Source organism: Nocardia sp. NPDC055029, assembly GCF_053608525.1.
Window position 1 is genome coordinate 16,644 of sequence record NZ_JBSGVQ010000055.1, and the last position, 23,147, is coordinate 39,790.

General features: G+C 68.8%; 23 protein-coding genes, 2 tRNA genes and 1 pseudogene. 14 read left to right on the forward strand and 12 right to left on the reverse strand.

From position 1 onward, the window contains the following. Nucleotides 1-8 precede the first annotated feature (8 nt). A complete protein-coding gene (locus tag ACWF9G_RS31825; protein ID WP_452519827.1) occupies nucleotides 9-872 on the forward strand; it encodes an NAD(P)-dependent oxidoreductase in 864 nt (287 codons plus the stop codon). A 63-nt stretch (nucleotides 873-935) separates the two neighbouring features. Here the strand turns inward: ACWF9G_RS31825 and ACWF9G_RS31830 are convergent, their stop codons facing one another. Then, nucleotides 936-1,658 (reverse strand): NAD(P)H-dependent oxidoreductase, encoded by a 723-nt coding sequence (locus ACWF9G_RS31830; RefSeq protein WP_452519828.1) that lies wholly within the window; start codon nucleotides 1,656-1,658, stop codon nucleotides 936-938. Between the two features lie 125 nt (nucleotides 1,659-1,783). Between ACWF9G_RS31830 and ACWF9G_RS31835 the strand changes: the two genes are divergently transcribed. Then, complete coding sequence (locus ACWF9G_RS31835) at nucleotides 1,784-2,731, forward strand: AraC family transcriptional regulator (RefSeq protein WP_452519830.1); 948 nt, start codon at nucleotides 1,784-1,786, stop codon at nucleotides 2,729-2,731. Here the strand turns inward: ACWF9G_RS31835 and ACWF9G_RS31840 are convergent, their stop codons facing one another. Genes ACWF9G_RS31840 through ACWF9G_RS31850 form a run of 3 tightly spaced genes read right to left on the reverse strand, consistent with a single transcriptional unit; the run spans nucleotide 2,732 to nucleotide 4,121 of the window. Next, the gene (locus ACWF9G_RS31840; protein WP_452519832.1) at nucleotides 2,732-3,163 is read right to left on the reverse strand and encodes a nitroreductase family deazaflavin-dependent oxidoreductase; all 432 of its coding nucleotides are present in this window, start codon (nucleotides 3,161-3,163) and stop codon (nucleotides 2,732-2,734) included. It lies immediately after the preceding gene. A 45-nt stretch (nucleotides 3,164-3,208) separates the two neighbouring features. Next, a complete protein-coding gene (locus ACWF9G_RS31845; RefSeq protein ID WP_379305129.1) occupies nucleotides 3,209-3,685 on the reverse strand; it encodes an NUDIX domain-containing protein in 477 nt (158 codons plus the stop codon). A gap of 25 nt (nucleotides 3,686-3,710) precedes the next feature. Beyond that, nucleotides 3,711-4,121 (reverse strand): MarR family winged helix-turn-helix transcriptional regulator, encoded by a 411-nt coding sequence (locus ACWF9G_RS31850; protein WP_452519833.1) that lies wholly within the window; start codon nucleotides 4,119-4,121, stop codon nucleotides 3,711-3,713. 72 nt (nucleotides 4,122-4,193) lie between these two features. Between ACWF9G_RS31850 and ACWF9G_RS31855 the strand changes: the two genes are divergently transcribed. Then, nucleotides 4,194-4,607 carry a MarR family winged helix-turn-helix transcriptional regulator gene (locus tag ACWF9G_RS31855; protein ID WP_452519835.1) on the forward strand — a complete coding sequence of 138 codons (414 nt, stop codon included), beginning with the start codon at nucleotides 4,194-4,196 and terminating at the stop codon, nucleotides 4,605-4,607. Nucleotides 4,608-4,768: 161 nt separating this feature from the next. Here the strand turns inward: ACWF9G_RS31855 and ACWF9G_RS31860 are convergent, their stop codons facing one another. The 3 genes from ACWF9G_RS31860 to ACWF9G_RS31870 all read right to left on the reverse strand — a co-directional run bounded on the left by ACWF9G_RS31860 (nucleotide 4,769) and on the right by ACWF9G_RS31870 (nucleotide 7,750). Then, nucleotides 4,769-6,031: an RNA polymerase sigma factor gene (locus ACWF9G_RS31860; protein ID WP_452519836.1), complete on the reverse strand. Its 1,263-nt coding sequence runs from the start codon at nucleotides 6,029-6,031 to the stop codon at nucleotides 4,769-4,771. After that, the gene (locus ACWF9G_RS31865; RefSeq protein ID WP_452519837.1) at nucleotides 6,028-6,423 is read right to left on the reverse strand and encodes a YciI family protein; all 396 of its coding nucleotides are present in this window, start codon (nucleotides 6,421-6,423) and stop codon (nucleotides 6,028-6,030) included. The genes ACWF9G_RS31860 and ACWF9G_RS31865 overlap by 4 nt, the downstream gene beginning before the upstream one ends. A gap of 106 nt (nucleotides 6,424-6,529) precedes the next feature. Further along, the gene (locus ACWF9G_RS31870; protein ID WP_452519838.1) at nucleotides 6,530-7,750 is read right to left on the reverse strand and encodes an NAD(P)/FAD-dependent oxidoreductase; all 1,221 of its coding nucleotides are present in this window, start codon (nucleotides 7,748-7,750) and stop codon (nucleotides 6,530-6,532) included. A 150-nt stretch (nucleotides 7,751-7,900) separates the two neighbouring features. On the opposite strand from ACWF9G_RS31870, the gene ACWF9G_RS31875 reads away from it, so the two are divergent. Continuing rightward, nucleotides 7,901-8,545, forward strand: coding sequence for a mycothiol-dependent nitroreductase Rv2466c family protein (locus tag ACWF9G_RS31875; RefSeq protein WP_452519840.1), 645 nt, complete (start codon nucleotides 7,901-7,903; stop codon nucleotides 8,543-8,545). 39 nt (nucleotides 8,546-8,584) lie between these two features. On the opposite strand, the gene ACWF9G_RS31880 is transcribed toward ACWF9G_RS31875, so the two are convergent. Continuing rightward, nucleotides 8,585-9,769, reverse strand: a complete 1,185-nt coding sequence (locus ACWF9G_RS31880) for a M48 family metallopeptidase (protein ID WP_452519841.1) — start codon at nucleotides 9,767-9,769, stop codon at nucleotides 8,585-8,587. 36 nt (nucleotides 9,770-9,805) lie between these two features. Between ACWF9G_RS31880 and ACWF9G_RS31885 the strand changes: the two genes are divergently transcribed. Together ACWF9G_RS31885 and ACWF9G_RS31890 are read left to right on the forward strand one after the other, a co-directional pair. Next, nucleotides 9,806-10,279: a ribose-5-phosphate isomerase gene (locus ACWF9G_RS31885; RefSeq protein ID WP_379030290.1), complete on the forward strand. Its 474-nt coding sequence runs from the start codon at nucleotides 9,806-9,808 to the stop codon at nucleotides 10,277-10,279. A 154-nt stretch (nucleotides 10,280-10,433) separates the two neighbouring features. Then, nucleotides 10,434-11,237, forward strand: a complete 804-nt coding sequence (locus ACWF9G_RS31890; RefSeq protein WP_452519843.1) for an Fpg/Nei family DNA glycosylase — start codon at nucleotides 10,434-10,436, stop codon at nucleotides 11,235-11,237. Between the two features lie 71 nt (nucleotides 11,238-11,308). Here the strand turns inward: ACWF9G_RS31890 and ACWF9G_RS31895 are convergent, their stop codons facing one another. Further along, complete coding sequence (locus tag ACWF9G_RS31895) at nucleotides 11,309-12,265, reverse strand: GGDEF domain-containing protein (protein WP_110039617.1); 957 nt, start codon at nucleotides 12,263-12,265, stop codon at nucleotides 11,309-11,311. Between the two features lie 698 nt (nucleotides 12,266-12,963). Here ACWF9G_RS31895 and ACWF9G_RS31900 point away from each other — a divergent pair. The 3 genes from ACWF9G_RS31900 to fabG all read left to right on the forward strand — a co-directional run bounded on the left by ACWF9G_RS31900 (nucleotide 12,964) and on the right by fabG (nucleotide 13,961). After that, nucleotides 12,964-13,034 (forward strand) — tRNA-Gly (locus ACWF9G_RS31900). A 42-nt stretch (nucleotides 13,035-13,076) separates the two neighbouring features. Further along, nucleotides 13,077-13,153: transfer RNA gene (locus ACWF9G_RS31905), tRNA-Pro, on the forward strand. Between the two features lie 49 nt (nucleotides 13,154-13,202). Further along, nucleotides 13,203-13,961 carry a 3-oxoacyl-ACP reductase FabG gene (fabG, locus tag ACWF9G_RS31910; protein WP_452519845.1) on the forward strand — a complete coding sequence of 253 codons (759 nt, stop codon included), beginning with the start codon at nucleotides 13,203-13,205 and terminating at the stop codon, nucleotides 13,959-13,961. Nucleotides 13,962-14,036: 75 nt separating this feature from the next. On the opposite strand, the gene ACWF9G_RS31915 is transcribed toward fabG, so the two are convergent. From ACWF9G_RS31915 to ACWF9G_RS31925, 3 genes and pseudogenes are all read right to left on the reverse strand, one after another. Then, nucleotides 14,037-14,405: a hypothetical protein gene (locus ACWF9G_RS31915; RefSeq protein WP_452519847.1), complete on the reverse strand. Its 369-nt coding sequence runs from the start codon at nucleotides 14,403-14,405 to the stop codon at nucleotides 14,037-14,039. A gap of 171 nt (nucleotides 14,406-14,576) precedes the next feature. Beyond that, nucleotides 14,577-15,323 (reverse strand): annotated as a pseudogene (locus tag ACWF9G_RS31920) (metallophosphoesterase); the annotation flags it as partial. A 72-nt stretch (nucleotides 15,324-15,395) separates the two neighbouring features. After that, entirely contained in the window at nucleotides 15,396-17,870 is a 2,475-nt protein-coding gene (locus tag ACWF9G_RS31925) for a phosphoketolase family protein (RefSeq protein ID WP_379305104.1), read from the reverse strand. A 162-nt stretch (nucleotides 17,871-18,032) separates the two neighbouring features. On the opposite strand from ACWF9G_RS31925, the gene ACWF9G_RS31930 reads away from it, so the two are divergent. From ACWF9G_RS31930 to clpX, 5 genes are all read left to right on the forward strand, one after another. After that, nucleotides 18,033-18,587: an FKBP-type peptidyl-prolyl cis-trans isomerase gene (locus tag ACWF9G_RS31930; protein ID WP_379305102.1), complete on the forward strand. Its 555-nt coding sequence runs from the start codon at nucleotides 18,033-18,035 to the stop codon at nucleotides 18,585-18,587. Nucleotides 18,588-18,725: 138 nt separating this feature from the next. Then, the gene (gene tig / locus ACWF9G_RS31935; RefSeq protein ID WP_452519849.1) at nucleotides 18,726-20,090 is read left to right on the forward strand and encodes a trigger factor; all 1,365 of its coding nucleotides are present in this window, start codon (nucleotides 18,726-18,728) and stop codon (nucleotides 20,088-20,090) included. Between the two features lie 188 nt (nucleotides 20,091-20,278). Further along, entirely contained in the window at nucleotides 20,279-20,854 is a 576-nt protein-coding gene (locus ACWF9G_RS31940) for an ATP-dependent Clp protease proteolytic subunit (protein WP_379030323.1), read from the forward strand. A 42-nt stretch (nucleotides 20,855-20,896) separates the two neighbouring features. Beyond that, entirely contained in the window at nucleotides 20,897-21,562 is a 666-nt protein-coding gene (locus ACWF9G_RS31945; protein WP_218721479.1) for an ATP-dependent Clp protease proteolytic subunit, read from the forward strand. Between the two features lie 241 nt (nucleotides 21,563-21,803). After that, nucleotides 21,804-23,084, forward strand: coding sequence for an ATP-dependent Clp protease ATP-binding subunit ClpX (gene clpX, locus ACWF9G_RS31950; protein WP_189032986.1), 1,281 nt, complete (start codon nucleotides 21,804-21,806; stop codon nucleotides 23,082-23,084). Nucleotides 23,085-23,147: the final 63 nt, after the last annotated feature.

Here is a 23,147-nt window from a genome sequence, read left to right on the forward strand (position 1 = left end):
ATCTAGGAGTGCGTTGCCGAGGTGGCGGCGAGAGCTTCGAACCAAGGGGAACCATGACCAACTCGGTAACGGCACAGCGGGTTTCGGTGCTCGGTCTCGGTGCGATGGGCACCGCGCTGGCGCAGGCGCTGCTGACCGGTGGCCACCAGGTGACGGTGTGGAATCGCACCGCGGCGCGGGCCGAGCCGCTGGTGGCGCAGGGCGCGGTGCTCGCGGCGAGCTCCGCCGAGGCGCTGGCGGCGGCCGATCTGGTGATCCTGTGCGTGCTCGACGACGCGGCGGTGCGCGAGCACATCGAGCCGGCCGCGGCGCTACTGCGCGGGCACACGGTGGTGAACCTGACCACCACGACACCGGAACAGGCGCGGGCACTGGGCCGCTGGGCCGCGGACAACGAAATCGAACTGATCGACGGCGGCATCATGGCGGTGCCGCCGATGATCGGCGGGCCCGGCGCGTTCGTGCTGTACAGCGGCGCGACCGCGGCCTTCGATCGGTACCGCCCGGTGCTCGAACTGTTCGGGCGGGCCGATTTCGTCGGCGCGGATCCCGGCGCGGCGGCGATGTACGACGTGTCGATCCTGGGCGGCATGTACGCGATGTTCGCCGCGTTCCAGCAGGGCGGCGCCATGGTCCGCACCACGGGTGGCACCGCCGCGCAGCTGGCCGCGCTGATGGCCCCGTTCCTCCAGGCCATGGCGACCCTGCTCGCCCAGCACGCGCCCGGTATCGACACCCCGGCGGAGCACGTGCAGGAACAGAGCGACGAATTCACCGCCGCCGCCATCGATCTGATCGGCAAGGCGGCCGTCGAATCCGGCAACCCCACCGAACTCTTCGGAGTGCTGCGACGCATGCTCACTGGACTGTGAGCGTGTCCGCTCTCGGGGCCCGACCGCGCGGTGACGGTGACGGTCACCGCGCGGGGCAGGGGCTCAGGCGTCGACCAGGTTCGCCGCGAGGAAGTCGTCGACGAAACCTTCGGCCGTCGCGTCGAACGCGGCGTAGTGGGCGGTGCGGGCGTCGCCACTGATCGCCTCGCCGATGATCAGATTGCCCTCGGCGTCCAGGGTCTGCGGCTGTTCCTCGGCGTCGGGGAGCAGGCCGACCCGGGAGTCGGCGAAACCGCTGTAGTAGGCCAGACCCGCGCTGAGCTGGGCCTCCAGCAACTGCTGCATGCCGGGGAGGATCTCGTCGCCCGCGGTCGCGCCCGCGAGGCCGAGCCACAGGATGCGCTTGCCCGCCAGGCGCGGCTTGCTGCGGCCGTAGGCGAATCCGTAGTTCCAGACGCTGTCGATCCAGCCCTTGAGCGTCGCGGGCACGCTCTGCCAGTAGACCGGGAAGACCACGACCACGACCTCGGCGGCCAGCAGGCGTCGCATGTGCGCCTCGGTCCCGGGGGCGTACTGCTTGTCGCGGTTGTCCCAGTCCGGCTGGTCGGCCACGGTCATCCGCGGGTCGAAGTTCTCGGCGTGCAGATCCAGGAAGTCGATCGTGTACCCGGCGGCGGTGAGCCGGGTGGCCGCGCGGCGCGCGATATGGGCGGACAGCGAGTCGGCGCGGTGGTGGGCGAGCACGACGAGCGCTGTGCGAGAGCCTGATTCGGGCTGATTCGACTCGGTGGTGGTCGGCACGGTGGTGGAGGGCGACTGCGACACGGTGGGCTCCCTGTTCGATCGTGAGGTGGGACGGTGTGCCCCGTGCCTTCGAGTTAACCGTGGTTTGTGTGGACGATCTATGGGCGATCATCTCTAGTTGATAGGAGTTCGTCTACGCTGGTGGCATGGACCCGTTGAGTTCGCTGCTGAGTGGCATCCGTGCCGACGGCTCGGTCGTCGCCCATGCCGTCCTGCGCGCACCGTGGACGATTCGCTTCGCCGATCGAGCGCCGCTGATCATGGTGTGTGTGCTGCGCGGCGGCGGCACCCTGGTGCTCGCAGACGGGTCACGCACCCGGCTCGGCGCGGGCGATACGGCGGTGGTGCAGGCCGGTGAACCGTTCCAGCTCAACGATATCGAGGCCGCGCCCGATCGGCCGCTCACCGAGTACGAGCTGTCCTGTTTCGTGCCGGACGGGTTCGGCCCGACCGACTCATCCTGCACCACACCGGCATTGACCGAGGAGATCACCGAGACCGGTGCGCCGGGGGAGACCTCGCTGATCGTCGGCGCCTATCGCGCCTCGGGCAGGCGGCACGAACGCCTGCTGCGCGCCCTGCCGCCGGTGATGGTGGTCGCCGCCGACAGCGACGTGTGCGCCTGGCTCGAGGACTCCGCCGCCGAGGCGGTCCGGCACAGCGCGGGCTCGCAGGCCATGATGGATCGCCTGCTGGACTGGTCGCTGGTCTGCAACCTGCGCACCTGGCTCGCCGAGCAGCAGCACTGCGCGCCCGCCTGGTATCGCGGGATGGCCGATCCGGTGGTCGGCCCGGCACTGGAAGCCATCCACGCCAAGCCTTTCGAGCGGTGGACGGTCGCGAGCCTGGCCGCCGAGGCCGCCGTGTCGCGGGCGCTGTTCGCCAAGCGGTTCACCGAGGTGATCGGTGAACCGCCACTGACCTACCTCACCGAATGGCGGATGGCCGAGGCGGAGGAACTGCTCGCCGATCCCGCGCGCAGCGTCGCCCAGGTGGCGACCACCGTCGGCTACTCCGACGCGTTCGGATTCAGCGCGGCCTTCAAGCGCTCGCGGGGCAGCAGCCCGACGGAGTTCCGGGCCGCCCTCGTCTGATCAGGTCCGCGGTGCGAGCAGCACCAGCGGGATCTCCCTGGTGGTCTTGGTCTGGTAGTCGCCGTAACCCTTGTATCCCTTGACGACCCGGGGCCACAGCTTCGCCCGTTCCTCGGGGGTGGCGATGTGGGCCGTCATCGGCCGCGTCGGGCCGGTCTGCAGCGACACCTCGACATTCGGGTTGTCCCGCAGGTTCAGGTACCAGGCCGGGTGCGTCGGGTCGCCACCGCGGGAGGCCACGACGACGATCGTGTCGCCGTCGATGACCGGCGCGGTCAGCATCACCTTGCGCGGTTCGCCGGATTTGCGGCCGATCGTGGTCAGTTCGAGGGAGGGCATCCCGAAGATGCGGTTGCCGACGCGGCCCCCGCTGAGGGCGAGTAGGACGCGGTGGCCGGCGTTCATGATCTTCAGCTGCAGGTCGCTGGGCATGACCGCAATGTACTCCGTCGAGGTAACCGCCCGGCGTGTCCGGCGTCAGCCCAGGTGGTCGGTGAGCCGGGTGAGAAAGGGGCGCTGACCTTTCCCGAGTTTGTCCTCGGCGGTGGCCGGATCGAACCAGGCCGCGCGGTCGATTTCGGGGAACACGCCGGTGCGGCCGGAGCGCGGCGGCCATTCCATCTCGAACGTGCCGGGGACGACCTCGGCCGGATCGAGATCACCCTCGACGGCCCACACGGTGACGGTCTTGCGCCTGCTGCCGCTGCCGTAGCGCACCTCACCGAGGTCGATCCAGTCGCCGTCGGGAACCGGGAGCCCGAGCTCCTCGGTGAATTCCCGCGCCGCGGCCACGCGAGCCGGTTCCTCGTCGGGAACATACTCGCCCTTGGGGATCGACCACGCCGAGGAGTCCTTCTTCGCCCACAGCGGGCCGCCCATATGGCCGAGCAGAACCTCGATCCCGGCGGCGCGGCGGCGATAGACCAGGACACCCGCACTGAACACATCCGTCACGACTGCGAGTCTGCCAGGACCGCCGTCAGTCGAGTCCATCGACGAACCGGCCGAGCAGGCGGGCGAACGCGGCGCGGTCGGTGCCGGACCAGCCGGCCATCGCGCGGTCGAAGGCGCCGCGACGCCGGTCGTGCGCCCGATCCAGCAGGTCCCGGCCGCTTTCGGTGAGCACGAGCAGCGAACGCCTGCCGTCGGACTGGTCGGCGACGCGGCGCAGGTAGCCGCCGGTGACGGCGGCGGCGACGAGCTTGCTGGCGCGCGGCTGATCCACGGCCAGCGCGGCCGCGACCGTGGACACGGTCGGCTCGGTCGCGGCCTCGACCACATCGAGCACGTCGAAGGCCTGTCCGCTCGGTTCGTCCGCCGCCAGGGTGCGCCGGGTCTGGCGCCGCCGGATGGCGATCATCGCCCGTTCGATCCGCTCGACCTCGTCCACGAGCTCATGCTACCGTCGAACATATACATGCAATAGAACATGTAACTGTCACAGTGCATGAAAGAGTGGATGATGACCGAACGCAGACTGATCGGTTACCAGGTCAAACGCCTGGACCAGCTCATCGAGGCGACCTTCGACCGGGCGGTCGAGAGCGTCGGGATGTCGCGGCGGGAGTGGCAGACGCTCAACACGATCGTCGGCGATCCCGCCGCTGACCTGGTCGACGCGCTGCGCCCCTTCTGGACGGCCGACGGCGAGTCGATCGCCGATGTCACCACCACCCTGATCGCACGTGGGTGGATCACCCGCAACCCCGACGGCCGGTATGCCGCTACGGACGCGGGGCTGGCGGCGCACGGGACCGCGGCCCGCGCGGTGGGCGTCGTCCGCCGACAGCTGGCGGACGGCATCACCGATGCCGAATTCGCCACGCTCACCACCACTCTCGCGCGAATGATCGCGAACCTCGAACCAGCCGGTTGACCCATTCCCGGCCTCGGCGCGTTGAACTTGCCGGCACCGATGCCCTCGCGCGTGGGTGCGAGCAGACGTCGAGATGTGCGCTGGCGGGCGCTCACTCACGATTTCGGCGTTGGCGAACATTCGCGCTCACCGGCACGTCCAGCGACGGTCGCGCGGCGAGTTCACTGGGCTGGCGTGGTCTTGCCGGAGCGTGGACGCAATCGAACCGCCGATACCGCCTCGCCCGAACGCAGGCCGGCGGCGCGGAGCAGTAGGTAGTCGCGCTCCGGCACGCTTGCCGTCTGCTTGGCGGCCAGCTGATAGTGCGCGACGGCAGCGGCGTCGTCGCCCGCCATCTCGTGCAGGTGCCCGCGCACCGCGGCGAGCCGATGGGAGCGGGCCAGCGGTTCGGAGACGGAGTCGGCCACGGCGAGTCCGGCGGCGGGACCGTGCGCCATGGCGGTCGCCACGGCCCGGTTGAGAGTGACCATCGGGTTCGGGTTGGCGCGCTCGATCATGGTGTAGAGCAGCAGGATTCGGGCCCAGTCCGTGTCCTCGACCCGAGCTGCCTGCGCGTGCAGACCGGCGATCGCGGCCTGGATCTGATACATGCCGGACAGGCCTGCGGGCAGGGTCGCGGTGAGCAGGCGCAGTCCCTCGGTGATCTGGGCGCGGTCCCAGCGGGAGCGATCCTGTTCGTGCAGGGGGATCAGCTCGCCGTGCGGACCGGAGCGGGCGGCGCGGCGGGCGTCGGTGAGCAGCATCAGCGCGAGCAGGCCGGTGATCTCGGTGTTCGTCGGCAGCAGGGCGCGCAGCGCGCGGGTCAGCCGGATGGCCTCGGCGGAGAGGTCGGCGCGGCGCAGCCCGGCACCGGAACTGCTGGTGTGCCCCTCGGTGAAGATCACGTACAGCACCTGGAGTACCGCGCTCAGGCGTGCGCTGTCGTGCGCGCCGTCGGCGAACGGCCGCTCGCTCTCGGCCAGCCGCTTCTTCGCGCGGGAAATGCGTTGCGCCATGGTCGCTTCCGGGACCAGGAAGGCAGCGGCGATCTCGCCGGTGCTCAGGCCGCCGAGCGCGCGCAGGGTCAACGCGATCGCGCCGGCGGGCGGCAGATCGGGATGGCAGCACAGGAAGTACAGGTCGAGGGTGTCGTCGCGCCCGGTCGCCTCGACGGGCACATCGCGGACGAAAACCGTTGTCTCCCTGCGCCGCCGCGCGACTTCGGCGCGCACCGCGTCGGCCATCCGGCGCTGCGCCACCTGGATCAGCCAGCCGCGCGGATTGCCCGGCAGGCCGTCGGTACGCCACTGCGTCGCCGCCGCGAGCAGCGCGTCCTGCACGGCGTCCTCGGCCAGGTCGAAATCGCCGAACCGGCGGACCAGAACGCCGAGGACCTGCGGGGCGAGTTCGCGCAGCAGGTCCTCGGTGCGCGGGGCTCGGCTCACTCGGCGGGCGCGCTCATGACCTGGCGCACCTCGATGTACTCGCCGAGCGGCTTGCCGCCAGGGCCTGGTGCGGCCGAGGCCTGCGCGGCGATCTCGATCGCGCGTTCGGGGGAGTCGACGTCGACGATCCAGTAGCCCGCAAGGAACTCCTTGGTCTCCGGGAACGGGCCGTCGGTCACCACCGGCGCCGAGCTGCCGTCGGAGCTCACGATCAGTGCCTGCTCCGGACCGGCCAGGCCCTGGGCGTCGACGAGCTCGCCCGCGGCGGCCAGCTGTTCACCCAGCGCCCGCTGGAAATCGATGTGGGCGGCGATGTCCTCGGGCGCCCATTCCGGCAGCGGGGCGCTGCAGTACGCGGCGTCGGAATACGTCTTGACCAGCATGTACTTCATCGGAACTCTCCTGGTTTCGGTGACGCCCTGCTGGCGCCCTCGAGACATGGTCGGAGCCGATGCGCACCGTTCGACACATCGGCTCCGCCGAAATCTGTGACCTGCATCACAAGGGAACGTCGGAATTGGCCAGCCGGTCCGGATCGACCGGCTCGCCCGCCAGGATCAGCTGCTTGATCCGCTCGGTCACGTCCCACACGTTGACGTTCATGCCCGCGCGCACCCGGTTCTGCGGATCGAGCCAGAACGCCACGAACTCGCGTTCGGCCTGGTCGCCGCGGACCACCACGCGCACGTCGTCGTCACGGCCGACATAGCCGGTGTACTCCATGCCGACGTCGTACTGATCGCTGAAGAAGTACGGAAGCCGGTCGTAGGACGCGGGTTTGCCCAGCATGGTCAGCGCGGCCACGGCGGGCTGGTTGAGCGCGGTGGCCCAGTGCTCGACGCGCACGCGCCGGTTCAGCAGCGGATGTTCCTGCTCGGCGATGTCGCCGACCGCGACCACATCCGGGTCGCTCGTGCGCAGACCCGCGTCGACCAGTACGCCGCCGTCGGCCGCGAGCCCGGCCGCGAGCGCTGCCTCGATATTGGGCTGGGCGCCGACCGCGACCAGCACCGCCTCCGTGGGGATCACGGTGCCGTCGCCGAGCTGCACGCCGGTGGCGTGGCCGTCGTCGGTCAGGATCGTGTCGACCTTGGTGCCGGTCCGCAGGTCGACGCCGTGCGCGCGGTGCAGCTCGGCGTAGAACGCCCCCATCTCCGGGCCGAGCGCGCCGATCAGGGGGAACTCGGCCGCTTCCAGCACGGTCACCTCGACCTGTCTGGCCCGCGCCTGCGCGGCGACCTCGAGGCCGATCCAGCCACCGCCGATGATCACCAGCGTGCGGTGCGTCCGCAGGATCTGGGCGAGCACATCCGAATCGCCGATCGTGCGCAGGGTGTACACATTCGGCGCGTCGGCGCCGGGAATGGGCAGCGTGCGCGGGCGGGAACCGGTGGCCAGCGCCAGCTTGTCGTAGCTCAGAGTGGACTCATCCGGCAGTGTCACCGTGTGGGCGCGCGGATCGAACGCCGTCGCGGTGGTGCCCAGCCGCAGGTCGATGTGATGATCGCGGTACCAGGAACCCTGGTCGACGGTGAAATCGGGCAGCTGCTGGGTGCCTGCCAGATGCTGTTTGGACAGGGGCGGCCGCTCATAGGGCAGCTCCTCCTCGGCAGCCAGCACTGTCACCCGGCCGTCGAAGTCGTTGGCGCGCAGGGCCTCGGCGAGCTTGGCTGCACCGAGTCCGCCGCCGATGACGACGAAATGCTGATTCGAGCTCATGAACGGACTCCTTCTCGCGGACGACCGGGACTCCTCGCCGTCGAGCCTAGTGCGCGAGATCACCGCAGGGGAACGATTCAGGGCGTGGCGCGGTTGCACCAACCGGCGGGCTTTGCGACCTGCCCAACTGTGACTCGAGAGGAAAGCTCCGTGAGCGATCAAGCCACGAAGGACGTCGTCGATTTCTGGTTCGACCCGCTGTGCCCCTGGTGCTGGATCACGTCCCGCTGGATTCTGGAAGTGGAGAAGGTGCGTGACATCGACGCGCGTTTCCACGTGATGAGCCTGTCGGTGCTCAACGAGGGCAAGGATGATCTGCCCGAACGCTACGTCGACCTGATGGCCGCGGGCTGGGGCCCGGTCCGGGTCGCGATCGCCGCCGCCGAGAAGGCGGGCCAGGAAATCCTGGCGCCGCTCTACACCGCGCTGGGCACCCGCATCCACCAGCGCAGGGACGAATTCGAGCGCGAGACCGCCCAGGAAACCTTCGCCGCGGTCGTGGCCGACGCCCTCGCCGAGCTCGGCCTGCCCGCCGAGCTCGCGGATGCCGCCACCAGCACCGAGTTCGACGAGGCGCTGCGCGAGAGCCACCACGCGGGGATGGACAAGGTCGGCCCCGATGTCGGCACCCCGACGATCCACGTCAACGGGGTCGCGTTCTTCGGTCCCGTGCTCTCGCGCATCCCGCGCGGCGAGGACGCGGGGCGGGTGTGGGACGGCGTGGTCGCGCTGGCTTCCTACCCCCACTTCTTCGAACTGAAGCGCACCCGCACCGAAGACCCTGTGTTCGACTGACAACGAGCAGGTGGGGTGCCCGACCGGCACCCCACCCCGTCACACCGGCTTCGGCGGTAGCGCGGGCGGCGCCGCGTTGAGCGGATAGCCACCGGGCGGCGGGATCATGCCGGGCTGCGGTGCGCTCGGGCGCCAGAACATCGGGCCCGGCTTGCTCCGGTCGCGCAGCGCCCACATCCGCCAGGTCAGCACCGGATGACTCGACATCGCGTTGACCAGCAACACGAAGCCGCCCTTCTCCTGCGCCGCCCGGTCGGCCATCTCGTCGAACCCGACATCGGTATTGAGGTACTTGCCCGCGGCGAGGGTGGCCATCGCGCCCGGCGCGCCCAGATGCCGGTTGCAGAAGCCGTGATTGTCGGCCGTGAACTCCTGTGCCCGGATCAGCGACGACCCGAGCAGCGGCAGCCACGGCGCGACGAACATGCCGAGCTGACGCCAATACGACACGTGCCCGGCGGCGATGTGGCCGACCTCGTGGCCGATGATGAACGCCAGCGCGTCGGGTTCGCGGGCGGCGCCGCCGATCTCGAACAGGTCGCTGTAGACCACGACGAACCGGCGGAACCCGTGCCCGGACGCGAACGCGTTGATCTGGCCGTTGCCGAGCACCACATAGGCGTCGGGCACCTTCGGCATCCCGAATCGCGCCGCGGCCTCCTGCACCAGCCGATAGCCCTCGGGGAACTGGGTCGGCGACATCTTGACGCCGTTGATCCGCATCCGCGCGTAGTTCATGCCTCGGCCCGCCCACAGCAGCACCGGCGCGAACAACAGCAGCAGCACATACGGGCTGGTCAGAATCGAATCGCTGACCTCTTCCCCACGCTCGTCGACGACGGGGTCGGCCACCACCTCGACCACCAGCATCAGCAGCGCGAGCAGATACGCGACCGAGGTGATCATGATGACGACCACCAGCAGCGGGATCTCCCACGGATGCCGGGCGGGCATCCCGAACGGTGACAGCCCGCGCGGCTGGTACTGCGGCGGCAGGGGCGGACCGCCGGGCGGGTAATACCCCTGCGGCACCGGCGGATACGCGCCTGGAAACGGCTGGGTCTGCGGAAAAGCTCCGGTCTGTGGAGCGGGGAACCCGCCGGTCTGCGCGCCCGGCTGCTGCCAAGGCGCCGACGGTGCGGTCCCCGGCTGGTCGGCAGACGGCCCCGGCGGCACGGGTGGGGGACCTGCCGAAGGCGGAGAATGCGGTTCGTGCGGGTGCATGAAAACGACTCTAAGCGGCCTGACACAATCGCAGCCATGCGCGTTTACCTGGGTGCCGACCATGCCGGTTTCGAACTGAAGAATCACGTCAAGGCCCATCTGCAGGAGGCCGGACACGAGGTCGTCGACTGTGGCGCCCTCGAATACGACGCTCTCGACGACTACCCCGCCTTCTGCATCGAGGCGGCCCGCCGCACCGTCGCCGACCCCGGCTCGCTCGGCCTGGTCTTCGGTGGCAGCGGCAACGGCGAGCAGATCGCCGCCAACAAGGTCCCCGGCGCCCGCTGCGCCCTGGCCTGGAGCGTCGAAACCGCCAAGCTGGCCCGTGAACACAACAACGCCCAGCTGATCGGCATCGGCGGCCGCATGCACACCACCGCCGAGGCCCTCGCCATCGTCGACGCGTTCATCGCGCAGCCGTGGTCGGAAGAGGCCCGTCACCAGCGTCGCATCGACATCCTCGCCGACTACGAGAAGTCCGGCGAGGCACCTGAGGTCCCCGCGTACTGATCCGCCTCTCCGCGAATTTCGGCCAGACCTAGGTGCGGGGTGAGTTGGCGACGCGGCCGGCAGTGGGGTGGCTGTCGGGTCAGCTCGTACCCGGTGAGTTACCCATGTGCTTGCGAGATCAGTTGGTGAGTTGTGATTGAGGAGGGTGTGTTTCTTGCCTGAGGGGCACACCCTTCATCGCATCGCCCGCTTGCATCAGGAACGGTTCTCCGGTGGCGCTGTGCGGGTTTCGAGTCCGCAAGGGCGCTTCGCCGAGGGCGCCGCGCTGGTGGACGGGTGGGTGCTGGAACGGGCCGAGGCCGTCGGCAAGCATCTCCTGCACCACTACGAGTCCGGGCTGACCGTGCACGTGCACCTCGGGTTGTACGGCACGTTCAGCGAGGCCGGGCTGCCGATGGGTCCGCCCGTCGGGCAGGTGCGGATGCGGATGATCGGCGCCGCAACGGAATTCGGGACCGATCTGCGCGGGCCGACCGCGTGCGAGGTGCTCGACCCCGGCGAGGTGGATGCCCTGGTGGCGCGGCTGGGCGCCGACCCGCTGCGGCCCGACGCCGATCATGAACGAGCCGGTGCGCGAATCCGGCGCTCCCGCAGGGCGATCGGCGCGCTGCTGATGGACCAGGCGGTGATCGCCGGCGTCGGCAATGTCTACCGTGCGGAAGTGCTCTTCCGGCACGGCATCTCGCCGTTCCGGCCGGGCACGTCGGTGAGCGCCGCGGAATGGGACGCGCTGTGGGCCGATCTCGTCGACCTGATGCCGGTCGGCGTCGCCACCGGCCGCATGCATGTCGTCCGGCCCGAACACGACACCGGCGCACCGTCGTACGCCAAGGACCGGCCACGCACCTATGTCTACCGCCGCCAGGGCGAACCGTGCCGGGTGTGCGCGACGCCGATCGCGCACAAGGTCATGGACGGGCGAAACCTGTTCTGGTGCCCCACCTGTCAGCCACGCTGATTCGCGGCAGGCTACATCGAACACTGAGAGGGGTTGAGCCGGAGCGCGAAGTGCAGGCTTCGCGATCCGACTCAGCCCGCGACCGCGGTTCCCAGTTCCGGGTCGCCCGATTCGGCGAGCGCGAAACGCCGCCCGCCCGCGGATTTCGCCGAATACATCGCGCGGTCGGCGCGACGCAGCAGATCGGTGAAATCGCACGTCTTTCCCGGCGCGCAGAACGCCGTGCCCACGCTGGCCGAGACCGGTACCGGCCCCGCGCTCGACCACACCGGGTCGCGCAGCGCCGCCACCACGCGGTGCGCCAGCTCGCCGAGGGTGTCGCGGCGCGGATTGGCCGCGACAACGAACTCGTCGCCGCCGTACCGGCAGATCACCGTGTCGGGCGGGCACACCTCGCGCAGCCGGTTGGCCAGTTCGACCAATACCTCGTCGCCGATCGCGTGTCCGTAGCCGTCGTTGATCTGCTTGAACCGATCCAGATCGACGACCAGCACGCCGACGCCGCGGGTCGGGTCGGCCGCGAAGGCCCGTACTCGTTCCTGCAGCAGCGTGCGGTTGGCCAGATCGGTGAGCGCGTCGTGGGTTGCTTCGTGGCGCAAGCGGTGCTGCAGCGCGGCGATCTCCTGTACGCGCAGTGACACTTTCGCCGAGATGTTCTGTTCCTGTTGCGCGAGCGCGCGTTCCTGCAGCGCCTGCGCGTAGCTGTCGATGGCCTGGCTGGCGACCAGCGGCCAGCGGGTGGCCACCAGCGATCCCGGCACGCCGGAGGGGAAGCCGAGCAGCCAGCGGGTGGCATGCGCCAGCATCCTGGTGCGTTCGAATGGCGCCTCGGCAAGCCGGGCGCCGAGCATCCGCGCCTGTGGCACCGGGAACGGTTCGGTCCGAGCCAGATGCAGCAGCCGCTCGACGATCTCGACGAGCACCGGCTCCAGCTGGTGCGGCGCCGTGGACGATCCCGGTTCGGCGCACACCGCGCGGGCCCAGGCGCGGGCCATCGCGGCGACCGGTGGCTCGATGTGGACAGTCATCGATATCACCGGCGGAAGGTGGCGACGGTCTTGCCACCTCGATCGTTCGCACTGCTACGCGGTTGAGTCCACCGAGTTCGGCACACGCTCACCGCCCCCTTTCCAGATACCCCCGTCCGGCAAAAAGGATCCTAGCAAGCCACCCGAGACCTAAAAGCCGCGTAGTAGAACACGTTGCAGGTCTCTCGCGAATGGCGATCGGGTATGACATCGCTGCAGGCGCTCGGGTGTTACACACTTCCCGGAAAAACTTTGGGAGGTCCGAAACGCGCAGCGTGTTGCCCATCTCGAGGTGGTGGACGTTGGGTCGCCAATGGGTTCCTCCTGGCAAAGGGGGCGAGTCGTGACACTGCGGCCGAGTGGCCACGACTCCCCCCGACAAGGAGCCGTCACGCGCCATCTCATGGTGGCCTACTCGCCGCCCACGTGCCAGGTTTTTAAGGAAAATTCTCCTATTTAATCCCCCGGTGGAGCAGGCGCCGGTCCCCATAGGCGCGCATCAACAATGGTGTCGGTCGGAGGGTTTCCGCGGCTAGGGTCATTAGGCCCTAATCGGGCGCTGCGCCGGCGGGTGACGGCATCGTGGGGGAGGGCGCGTCGCCGTGCTCGCCAGGGGGCGGATTGGCATTTATCGCGCGGGATTCGGTACAGTCGTGTCGCACACGACATCGTGGCGATCCCATCGATGTCGTATGCCTGCGGGTGTAGTTCAATGGTAGAACCTCAGCCTTCCAAGCTGATGGTGCGGGTTCGATTCCCGTCACCCGCTCAAACATGAATTCCCTCGACGGCGTCGCAGCCTGCGAGGCCTCGGGGTGTAGCGCAGCTTGGTAGCGCATCCGCTTTGGGAGCGGAGGGTCGCAGGTTCAAATCCTGTCACCCCGACCATCACCATTTCGCCCAGTTGCAGGGTTGTGTCGGCGAGGTAGGAGTGCTCATGTCCACGGAACGCAGGGTCGCCATCGTCACCGGTGCCGCACGGGGCATCGGCGCCGCCGTCGCCGTCAAGCTCGCCGCCGACGGATATGCCGTCGCCGTCCTCGATCTCGATGCCGCAGCCTGCGCCGACACCGTCGCCGCCATCGAAGCCGCCGGTGGCAGTGCGCTCGCGGTCGGCGCCGATGTCTCCGACGAAGCCGCTGTCGCCGCGGCGGTCGAGCGGATCGCCACCGAGCTCGGCGCGCCGACGGTCCTGGTCAACAACGCGGGCGTGCTGCGCGACAACCTGCTGTTCAAGATGTCGGCCGACGACTGGGACACCGTCATGAACGTGCACCTGCGTGGCGCCTTCCTGATGACCCGCGCGGTGCAGAAGTACATGGTGGACGCCAAGTTCGGGCGCATCGTGAACCTGTCGAGCACCTCCGCGCTCGGCAACCGCGGTCAGGCCAACTACTCCGCGGCCAAGGCGGGCATGCAGGGCTTCACCAAGACCCTGGCCTTCGAGCTGGGCAAGTTCGGTGTCACCGCGAACGCGATCGCGCCCGGTTTCATCGAGACCGAGATGACCGCGGCCACCGCCGCCAGGGTCGGTGTCGACTTCGAGGCGTTCAAACAGGCCGCCGCGGCGCAGATCCCGGTCAACCGGGTCGGCAAGCCCGAGGACATCGCCAACACCGCGTCGTTCTTCGCGAGCGAGGGCGCCGGGTTCGTATCCGGTCAGGTCATCTACGTCGCGGGCGGACCGAAGGACTGACCCGAAGGCTGGTGCGCGCGAAGAAATTTCGCCCATCCAGCCCGGCGGACCGCCGCCGCTGAATCTCGCTGCCGCTCAGGCGCAGCGGAAGCGGAATTCGGTGCTGACCGCGGTGCGCCGGCGGACCTCGAGCTGTACCGGTTCGGTGTCGGCGAGGGCGCAACCACCGGGCACGGTGATCACCCTCGCCTCGTAGCAGCCGTCGGGCAGCGCGATGGCGGCGCGACCGTCGGCGCCGCTGGTCAGGGTCGAGACGACCTTGGTCTCGTCGCAGCGGGTCACCGTGATCTCGGCGCGGTTGACGGGGATCGGTTCGCGACCGGTGATCGCCCGGACGGTCAGTGTTCCCGCGGTACTCGCCCCGGGCGGCGCCGGATCCGCGGCAGCCACCCCCGCACCGACCAGTGGGCAGAGCACGGCCAGTGCGAGCAACGTTCGGCGCATGAACCTCTCCTCGGCAGTGAGTCGGGTCGTCCGCCGCTGATGGTAAGCCCGATTCGCCACATCGCGGCCGACCGGTGCGGGATGTCGAGTTGACGATTCGGCGACGATGGCGCGACGCGAGATCGAGAAGGACCGCGGCCAGGCCTAACCGGCGGGGGTGATGCCTGCGCGTTCGGTCCAGATCTGTTCGGCGGGAACGGAGATCGTGGTCAGTTCGGGGTAGCGCACGGCGGAGAGGCTGCCGCCGAAGACGGCGCCGGTGTCCAGGCACAGGGTGTTGTTGACCCAGGTCAGCTTGGTGACGGGGGTGTGGCCGTAGAGGACGGTGGCGGCGCCGCGGTAGTCCCTGGCCCAGTCGTAGCGGATGGGCAGGCCGTGTTCGTCGTATTCGCCGGTGGGGGAGCCGTAGAGGGCGAACGAGCGGGCCCGGCCGGAGGTGCTGCCGTGCAGGCTTTCCGGCAGGCCCGCGTGTGCGACGACCAGCTTGCCGTGATCGAGCAGATAGTGGCTGGGGAGCTCGCGCAGGAAAGTGTGCGCGGCGGTGCGGAATTCGAGGGCCTCGTCGGCGAGCTGGGCCAGTGAGCGTTCCAGGCCGTGCGCGATCCGGACATTGCGGCCGTCGAGCGCGCGCACCAGTTTGTAGTCGTGGTTGCCGGCGACGCAGAGAGCGGTGCCCGCGGCGACCATGCCCATCGCCAGGCGCAGCACGCCGGGGGTGTCGGGTCCGCGGTCGACGAGATCGCCGACGAAGACCACGGTGCGCCCGTCCGGATGGGCGGCGCCGACCGCCCGGCCACGCTCGTCACGGTCGATCAGGTAGCCGAGTTCGCCGAGCAGGGTCTCGAGCTCGCCGCGGCAGCCGTGGACGTCGCCGATCACGTCGAACGGTCCGGTGAGGTCGCGGCGGTCGCGGGGGAGGGTGTGGTCGGTGCGGTGGGACTCGGTCATCGCCTCCATGGTCGTGCAGGCGCGGCCCGGGCCGCAAGCGCGTTACGTCACAGTGGGGATGGCGGCGTCGGGCCAGACCCAGTTCGCGACGACCGGGATGTCCTCGCCGTGCTCCCTCGTCCAGCGGCGCGCGGTCGACCTCGCGTCGACCATTTCCTGGCGCAGTCCCGCCGCTCGCTCGCGCAGGCCGGGGACCCGGTCGATCACGTCGAGCACCAGGTGGAAGCGGTCGAGATCGTTGAGCATGACCATGTCGAACGGGGTGGTGGTCGTGCCCTTCTCCTTATATCCACGCACGTGCAGATTGGCGTGATTGGTGCGGCGGTAGGTGAGCCGGTGCACCAGCCACGGGTAGCCGTGGAAGGCGAAGATCACCGGGCGGTCGGTGGTGAACAGCGCGTCGAACTCGGGATCGGCCAGGCCGTGCGGATGCTCGTCGGCGGGCAGCATGCGCATCAGGTCGACGACATTGACCACCCGGAGCCGCAGATCGGGCAGCCGATCACGCAGGATCGCCGCGGCGGCCAGGGTTTCCAGGGTGGGAATATCGCCCGCGCAGCCGAGCACCACATCGGGCGTGGCGCCAAGCTCGTCGTTGTGGCAAGCCCACTCCCAGATGCCTGCCCCGCGAGCGCAGTGCACGGCCGCCTCGGGCACCGAGAGCCAGTCGGGCCCGGGCTGTTTGCCCGCGACGACCACATTCGCGTAGTGCAGCGAGCGCAGGCAGTGGTCGTAGGTGGACAGCAGGGTATTGGCGTCCGGCGGCAGATACACCCGCACGATCTCGGGACTCTTGTTCGCGACGACATCCAGGAATCCCGGGTCCTGATGGGTGAATCCGTTGTGGTCCTGGCGCCACACATGCGAGGTGAGCAGGTAGTTCAGGCTGGGAATCTTGCGCCGCCACGGCACCGCCAGGCTGGCGTCGAGCCATTTGGCGTGCTGGTTGAACATGGCGTCGACGATGTGGATGAACGCCTCGTAGCAGGTGAACACGCCGTGGCGGCCGGTCAGCAGGTAGCCCTCCAGCAGGCCCTGGCACATGTGCTCGGAGAGCACTTCGACGACACGGCCGGTCGGGGACAGGTCGACGTCCCAGCGGCCGACCTCGGCCTGCCAGTCCCGGCCGGTCACCTCGAGGATGTCCCGCAACCGGTTGCTGACCAGTTCGTCGGGGGCGAGGGTGCGGAAATTGTGCGGGTTGCGCGCGGTGACATCGCGCAGCCAGCCGCCGAGCACCCGGGTCGCCTCGTGCTGCCCCGCACCCGGCTGCTCGACCTCGACGCCGTACTCGCGCCAGTCGGGCAGGTCGAGGTCACGCACCAGCAGGCCGCCGTTGGCCACCGGATTGAGACTCATCGGCCGGTCCGGGATCTGCTCGAGCAGGGCGGGCACCGGTGTGCCGCCCTCGTCGAACAGCTCGTCGGGCCGATACGACCGCAGCCACTGTTCCAGCACGCGCCGGTGCCGCGGGTTGGTGCGGGCCGCGGGCAGCGGCACCTGATGGGCGCGGAAGGTGCCCTCGACCCGCTCGCCGTCGACCACCGGGGGACAGGTCCAGCCCTTCGGCGTGTGCAGCACGATCATCGGCCAGCGTGGCCGGGTGCTGACACCGTCCTCGCGGGCCGCGCGCTGGAACCCGGCGATCAGGTCGAGGCAGGTGTCCATCGCGGCGGCCATCGCCTGGTGCACCGGCGCCGGATCGTCGCCGGAGACGATGATCGGCTCGTAGCCGTATCCGCGCAGCAGCGCGACCAGTTCCGCCTCGGGGATACGGGCGAAGATGGTCGGATTGGCGATCTTGTACTCGTTGAGCGCCAGGATCGGCACCACCGCGCCGTCGCGGCCCGCGTTGAGGAACTTGTTCGCGTGCCAGCTGCCGGCGAGCGGACCGGTCTCGGCCTCGCCGTCGCCGATCACGCAGAACACCGTCAGATCGGGATGGTCGAGCGCGGCGCCGTAGGCGTGCAGCAGGCTGTAGCCGAGTTCGCCGCCCTCGTGGAACGAGCCGGGCGTCTCCGGCGCGCAGTGGCTCGGGACGCCGCCGGGGAAGGAGAACTGGTGGAACAGCCTGCGCATGCCGTCGCCGTCGCGCGGGATATCGGGGTAGAGCTCGGCGTAGGCGCCCTCCAGCCAGGCGCAGGCGTTGGGGCCGGGTCCACCGTGGCCGGGGCCCGCCACGTAGACGGCGTTCAGGTCGCGTTCCCTGATCACCCGATTCGCGTGCGCCCACACCAGATTCAGGCCGGGCACCGTGCCGAAATGGCCGAGCAGACGCGGCTTGATGTCCTCGGGCCGCAGCGGCTCGCGCAGCAGCGCGTTGCGCATCAGATAGATCTGACCGACCGCCAGATAGTTCGAGGCCCGCCACCAGGTGTCCACCGCGACGAGCTCGTCACGGGTCAGCGGGCCGGGGGCGTCGGTGAGGGCATAGGGCTTCGGGGCGATGGTCTCGCCGTCGCCGCCGCCCACGTTGTCGGCCGCGGTGTCGCGCTCGATATCGCTGGTCCTGGTCATCGCGGACTCTCCTCGCACTGGGTGAGCTGCGGCGTCGCGCGCCGCGGGACCTGTCCGTTGCGCCGATTCGACACTCGGCGACACCGGTGGAGAAACGCACCGCCGAGCCTACCGCCGTGCTGGTACCAGGGCCCGGATCAGCGGTCTATTACTGTGCGGGCCATGCATTCTCTCGGCAGGATCATCGGCATCGGACTCGTCGCGGCCGCCGCGATCGCGACAGCGGCGTGCGGCTCGGACACGGAGTCGTCCGGCACGACGTCGACCACCAGCGCCGCCGCCGGCGCGCCGACGGCGAGCAAGGGCCGCGAGTGCACCGCCGACGATGTGAAGGTCAGCGGTGGCTACGGCGACGCGCCGGAGATCACCATCCCGGACTCCTGTGACCCGCCCAAGACGCTGATCGTCAAGGACCTGGTCGCGGGCAACGGCCCCGGCGCGGTCGCGGGTCAGCCGCTGACCATGAACTACGCGCTGGTCACCTGGTCGGACAAGCAGACCCTCGACAGTTCCTTCAAGCGCGGCAAGCCGTTCCAGCTGACCCTCGGCGCCGGCCAGGTCATCGAGGGCTGGGACCAGGGTCTGCTCGGGGTCCAGCAGGGCACGCGCAGGCTGCTGATCGTGCCGCCGAACCTCGGCTACGGCGACGGTGGCAACGGCGTCGCGCCGAACGAGACGCTGGTCTTCGTCACCGACGCGGTGCAGGTCGGCCGCTAGCCGCCGCCCAAACAACTGCCGATTACACGGCCGCGAACGCGGTCAACTACCCTGGTCGGGATGCGCATTGTGCGCCGCCTCAGGGTGCGACGCCCCATGCGGGGACACCACATGAACTACGAACCAAGGAGCATGTCCGTGAAGAGCACCGTCGAGCAGCTGAGCCCGACCCGGGTCCGGATCAACGTCGAGGTGCCCTTCGAGGAGCTGAAGCCCGACTTCGACAAGGCGTACAAGGCGCTGGCCCAGCAGGTCAAGATCCCCGGCTTCCGTCCGGGTAAGGCTCCGGCCAAGCTGATCGAGACCCGCGTCGGCCGTGGCGCCGTGCTCGAGCAGGTCGTCAACGACGCCCTGCCGGGCCGCTACGCCGAGGCCGTGCAGTCCGCCGAGGTGAAGGTCATCGGCCAGCCCGAGATCGAGATCACCAAGATCGAGGACGGCGAAGAGCTGGCGTTCACCGCCGAGGTCGACGTGCGCCCCGAGATCGCGCTGCCGGACTACTCGGGCCTCGAGGTCACCGTCGACGCGTTCACCATCGAGGACACCGACATCGAGCAGCAGCTCACCTCGCTGCGTCAGCGCTTCGGCACCCTCACCGGTGTGGAGCGCGCCGTGCAGGACGGCGACTTCGTGTCGATCGACCTCTCGGCCACCGTCGACGGTGAGGACGTCCCGGAGGCGGCCACCACCGGTCTGTCGCACGAGGTCGGTTCGGGTCAGCTGATCGAGGGCCTCGACGAGGCGATCACCGGTCTGTCGGCCGGCGAGTCGAAGGAGTTCACCTCCACCCTGGTCGCCGGCGAGCACGCCGGCAAGGAAGCCGTCATCACCGTCACCGTGCAGTCGGTGAAGGAGCGCGAGCTGCCCGAGGCCGACGACGAGTTCGCCCAGCTGGCCAGCGAATTCGACACCATCGACGAGCTCAAGGAAGACCTGAAGGGCCGCGTCGAGCGCGTCAAGAAGGTCGAGCAGGCCGGTCAGATCCGTGACAAGGTGCTCGACACCCTGCTCGAGACCGTCGAGGTCCCGCTGCCCGAGGCCGTCGTCAAGGCCGAGGTCGACGCGGTGCTGCACGACGCCGTCCACGGCTTCGACCACGACGAGGCCAAGCTGGCCGAGGCGCTCGAGGCGCAGGGCTCCTCCCGCGAGGAGTTCGACAAGGACACCCAGGAAGCCGCCGAGAAGTCGGTCAAGACCCAGCTGCTGCTCGACGCCATCGCCGAGGCCGAGAACACCCAGGTCGGCCAGCAGGAGCTCACCGAGCGAATCCTGTTCCAGGCCCAGCGCTACGGCATGTCGCCGGAGCAGTTCATCCAGCAGGTGCAGCAGGCCGGTCAGCTCGGCGCGGTGTTCGCCGACGTCCGTCGCGGCAAGGCGCTGGCCGGTGTCGTCGGTCAGGTGAAGGTCACCGACTCCGAGGGCAACGTGGTCGACACCACCGAAATGTTCGGTGACCCCGCGGATTCCGCCGAGACCGAGCAGGTCGAGGCAGCCGCCGAATAGGTTTTGTGATGCCGGTGTGACCGGTACCCCTACCGGGGTGCTTGGATTGCGCTGTGAGCGAAGAAGGGCGGTACCGGGAGTTCGGTGCCGCCCTGCTTCGTTACTGTTTGTGACGACGAACCGTATGGCCGTAGCAAATCGGTGAGAAGAGAAGGCAGGTATCCGTGACAATCAACCAGGCAGGGGTCATGACAGCCGCTACTGCTGGTCTCAACCTCAGTGATTCGGTGTACGAGCGGCTGCTGCGCGAGCGCATCATCTTCCTCGGCACCCAGGTCGACGACGACATCGCCAACAAGCTGTGCGCGCAGATCCTGCTGCTCGACGCCGAGGATCCGACCAAGGACATCTCGCTCTACATCAACTCCCCTGGTGGCTCGGTCACCGCGGGCATGGCGATCTACGACACCATGCAGTTCGCCGAGTGCGACATCAAGACCGTCGCGATGGGCCTGGCCGCGTCGATGGGGCAGTTCCTGCTGACCGCGGGCACCAAGGGCAAGCGTTTCGCGCTGCCGCACACCCGGATCATGATGCACCAGCCGTCGGCGGGCATCGGTGGTTCGGCGGCCGACATCGCCATCATGGCCGAGCAGTTCGCGCACACCAAGCGGGAGCTCAACGAGCTGCAGTCGCTGCACACCGGCAAGTCGGTGGAACAGGTGACCGAGGACGCGGATCGCGACCGCTGGTTCACGGCGAAGGAAGCCCTCGAATACGGCTTCATCGACCACGTGGTCAGCCACGCGAACCAGGCGAAGTAACGCCGCCGTCCCCCCTCACTCGAGACAAGCTTGGAGATAAAGATGGCCAACCTCTTCGACCCGCGCGCCGGACATGGCGGCTCCGCTGCGGGCCTCCCGCAGGCGCGCTACATCCTGCCGCAGTTCACCGAGCAGACTTCGTTCGGCGTCAAGACTTCCGACCCGTACAACAAGCTGTTCGAAGAGCGCATCATCTTCCTGGGCAACCAGGTCGACGACGTCTCGGCGAACGACATCATGGCGCAGCTGCTGGTGCTGGAGTCCCAGGACCCCGATCGTGACATCACGATGTACATCAACTCGCCCGGTGGCTCGTTCACCGCGCTGATGGCCATCTACGACACCATGCAGTACGTGCGCCCCGACGTGGTGACGGTGTGCCTCGGCCAGGCCGCCTCGGCCGCCGCGGTGCTGCTGGCCGCCGGTGCGCCCGGCAAGCGCGCCGCGCTGCCCAACGCGCGCATCCTGATTCACCAGCCGTCCTCCGGTGGCGTGCAGGGCCAGGTGTCCGACCTCGAGATCGCCGCGGCCGAGATCGAGCGGATGCGCCGCCTGATGGAGGTCACCATCTCGCGTCACACCGGCAAGTCCGAGGAGCAGGTCCGCAAGGACACCGACCGCGACAAGATCCTGACGGCCGAGGAGGCCAAGGAATACGGCATCGTCGACCAGGTCTTCGACTACCGGAAGCTCAGCGGACAGAAGTGACACGCCCGGGCCCGTCGCCGCAGTTTCGGCGGCGGGCCCACCAATTTCGCGCGGGTTGGCCCACAATGGTGAGAACCCGCACAACCCTGAACAGAAACATGCGCGAGTTGTCGACCTCATTCGCGCACACCAGGTACGGTCGACTCAGGGACCATTGCTCTGATTGACGGCACCGAAACGTATTTCCGGCCCAATCGGGGGACGACGGTCGCACTCGGACAAGGAAGTAGGGACCTACGAGATGGCGCGCATCGGAGACGGCGGCGATCTGCTCAAGTGCTCGTTCTGCGGAAAGAGCCAGAAGCAGGTCAAGAAGCTCATTGCGGGCCCCGGGGTCTATATCTGCGACGAGTGCATAGACCTCTGCAACGAGATCATCGAGGAAGAGCTGGCCGAGTCGAGCGAGGTCAAGCTCGACGAGCTGCCCAAGCCCTCGGAGATCCGGGACTTCCTGGAGAACTACGTCATCGGCCAGGACACGGCCAAGCGCACCCTCGCGGTCGCGGTGTACAACCACTACAAGCGCATCCAGGCCGGCGACAAGGGCCGCGACAGCCGCGGCGAGAGCGTCGAGCTGGCCAAGTCGAACATCCTGATGCTCGGCCCCACCGGCTGCGGTAAGACCTACCTCGCGCAGACGCTGGCGAAGATGCTGAACGTGCCGTTCGCCATCGCCGACGCCACCGCGCTCACCGAGGCGGGCTACGTCGGTGAGGATGTCGAGAACATCCTGCTGAAGCTGATCCAGGCCGCCGACTACGACGTCAAGCGCGCCGAGACCGGCATCATCTACATCGACGAGGTCGACAAGATCGCCCGCAAGAGCGAGAACCCCTCGATCACCCGTGACGTCTCCGGCGAGGGCGTGCAGCAGGCGCTGCTGAAGATCCTGGAGGGCACCCAGGCGAGTGTGCCGCCGCAGGGCGGTCGCAAGCACCCGCACCAGGAGTTCATCCAGATCGACACCACCAACGTGCTGTTCATCGTGGCAGGCGCGTTCGCGGGCCTGGAGAAGATCATCTCCGACCGCACCGGTCACCGCGGGATCGGCTTCGGCGCCGAGGTCCGCTCCAAGGCCGAGGTCGACACCGACGACCACTTCGCCGACGTGATGCCCGAGGACCTGATCAAGTTCGGTCTGATCCCCGAGTTCATCGGCCGCCTGCCCGTCGTCGCCTCGGTGACGAACCTGGACAAGGAATCGCTGGTCAAGATCCTCTCCGAGCCGAAGAACGCGCTGGTCAAGCAGTACGTCCGGCTCTTCGAGATGGACGGCGTCGACCTCGAGTTCACCACCGACGCCCTCGAAGCCGTTGCCGATCAGGCGATCCTGCGCGGCACCGGCGCCCGTGGTCTGCGCGCCATCATGGAGGAAGTCCTGCTTCCGGTGATGTACGACATCCCGGGCCGCGACGACGTCGCCAAGGTGGTCGTCGACGCCGACACCGTCACCGAGAACGTCCTGCCGACGATCGTGCCCCGCAAGACCCAGCGCACCGAGCGCCGCGAGAAGTCGGCCTAGAGCCACGAAAAAGAGGGCCCGTACTCCGATCGGAGTACGGGCCCTCTTCGCGTTCTGCTAGCC

What these genes read in the sequence shown, in the direction of transcription:
- ACWF9G_RS31835 (WP_452519830.1), top strand. Translation starts at nt 1,784, where the DNA reads ATGGACCCGTTGAGTTCGCTGCTGAGTGGCATCCGTGCCGACGGCTCG.
- ACWF9G_RS31840 (WP_452519832.1), bottom strand. Translation starts at nt 3,163, where the DNA reads ATGCCCAGCGACCTGCAGCTGAAGATCATGAACGCCGGCCACCGCGTC.
- ACWF9G_RS31855 (WP_452519835.1), top strand. Translation starts at nt 4,194, where the DNA reads ATGACCGAACGCAGACTGATCGGTTACCAGGTCAAACGCCTGGACCAG.
- ACWF9G_RS31865 (WP_452519837.1), bottom strand. Translation starts at nt 6,423, where the DNA reads ATGAAGTACATGCTGGTCAAGACGTATTCCGACGCCGCGTACTGCAGC.
- ACWF9G_RS31870 (WP_452519838.1), bottom strand. Translation starts at nt 7,750, where the DNA reads ATGAGCTCGAATCAGCATTTCGTCGTCATCGGCGGCGGACTCGGTGCA.
- ACWF9G_RS31880 (WP_452519841.1), bottom strand. Translation starts at nt 9,769, where the DNA reads ATGCACCCGCACGAACCGCATTCTCCGCCTTCGGCAGGTCCCCCACCC.
- ACWF9G_RS31885 (WP_379030290.1), top strand. Translation starts at nt 9,806, where the DNA reads ATGCGCGTTTACCTGGGTGCCGACCATGCCGGTTTCGAACTGAAGAAT.
- ACWF9G_RS31895 (WP_110039617.1), bottom strand. Translation starts at nt 12,265, where the DNA reads ATGACTGTCCACATCGAGCCACCGGTCGCCGCGATGGCCCGCGCCTGG.
- fabG (WP_452519845.1), top strand. Translation starts at nt 13,203, where the DNA reads ATGTCCACGGAACGCAGGGTCGCCATCGTCACCGGTGCCGCACGGGGC.
- ACWF9G_RS31915 (WP_452519847.1), bottom strand. Translation starts at nt 14,405, where the DNA reads ATGCGCCGAACGTTGCTCGCACTGGCCGTGCTCTGCCCACTGGTCGGT.
- ACWF9G_RS31925 (WP_379305104.1), bottom strand. Translation starts at nt 17,870, where the DNA reads ATGACCAGGACCAGCGATATCGAGCGCGACACCGCGGCCGACAACGTG.
- ACWF9G_RS31930 (WP_379305102.1), top strand. Translation starts at nt 18,033, where the DNA reads ATGCATTCTCTCGGCAGGATCATCGGCATCGGACTCGTCGCGGCCGCC.
- ACWF9G_RS31940 (WP_379030323.1), top strand. Translation starts at nt 20,279, where the DNA reads ATGACAGCCGCTACTGCTGGTCTCAACCTCAGTGATTCGGTGTACGAG.
- ACWF9G_RS31945 (WP_218721479.1), top strand. Translation starts at nt 20,897, where the DNA reads ATGGCCAACCTCTTCGACCCGCGCGCCGGACATGGCGGCTCCGCTGCG.
- clpX (WP_189032986.1), top strand. Translation starts at nt 21,804, where the DNA reads ATGGCGCGCATCGGAGACGGCGGCGATCTGCTCAAGTGCTCGTTCTGC.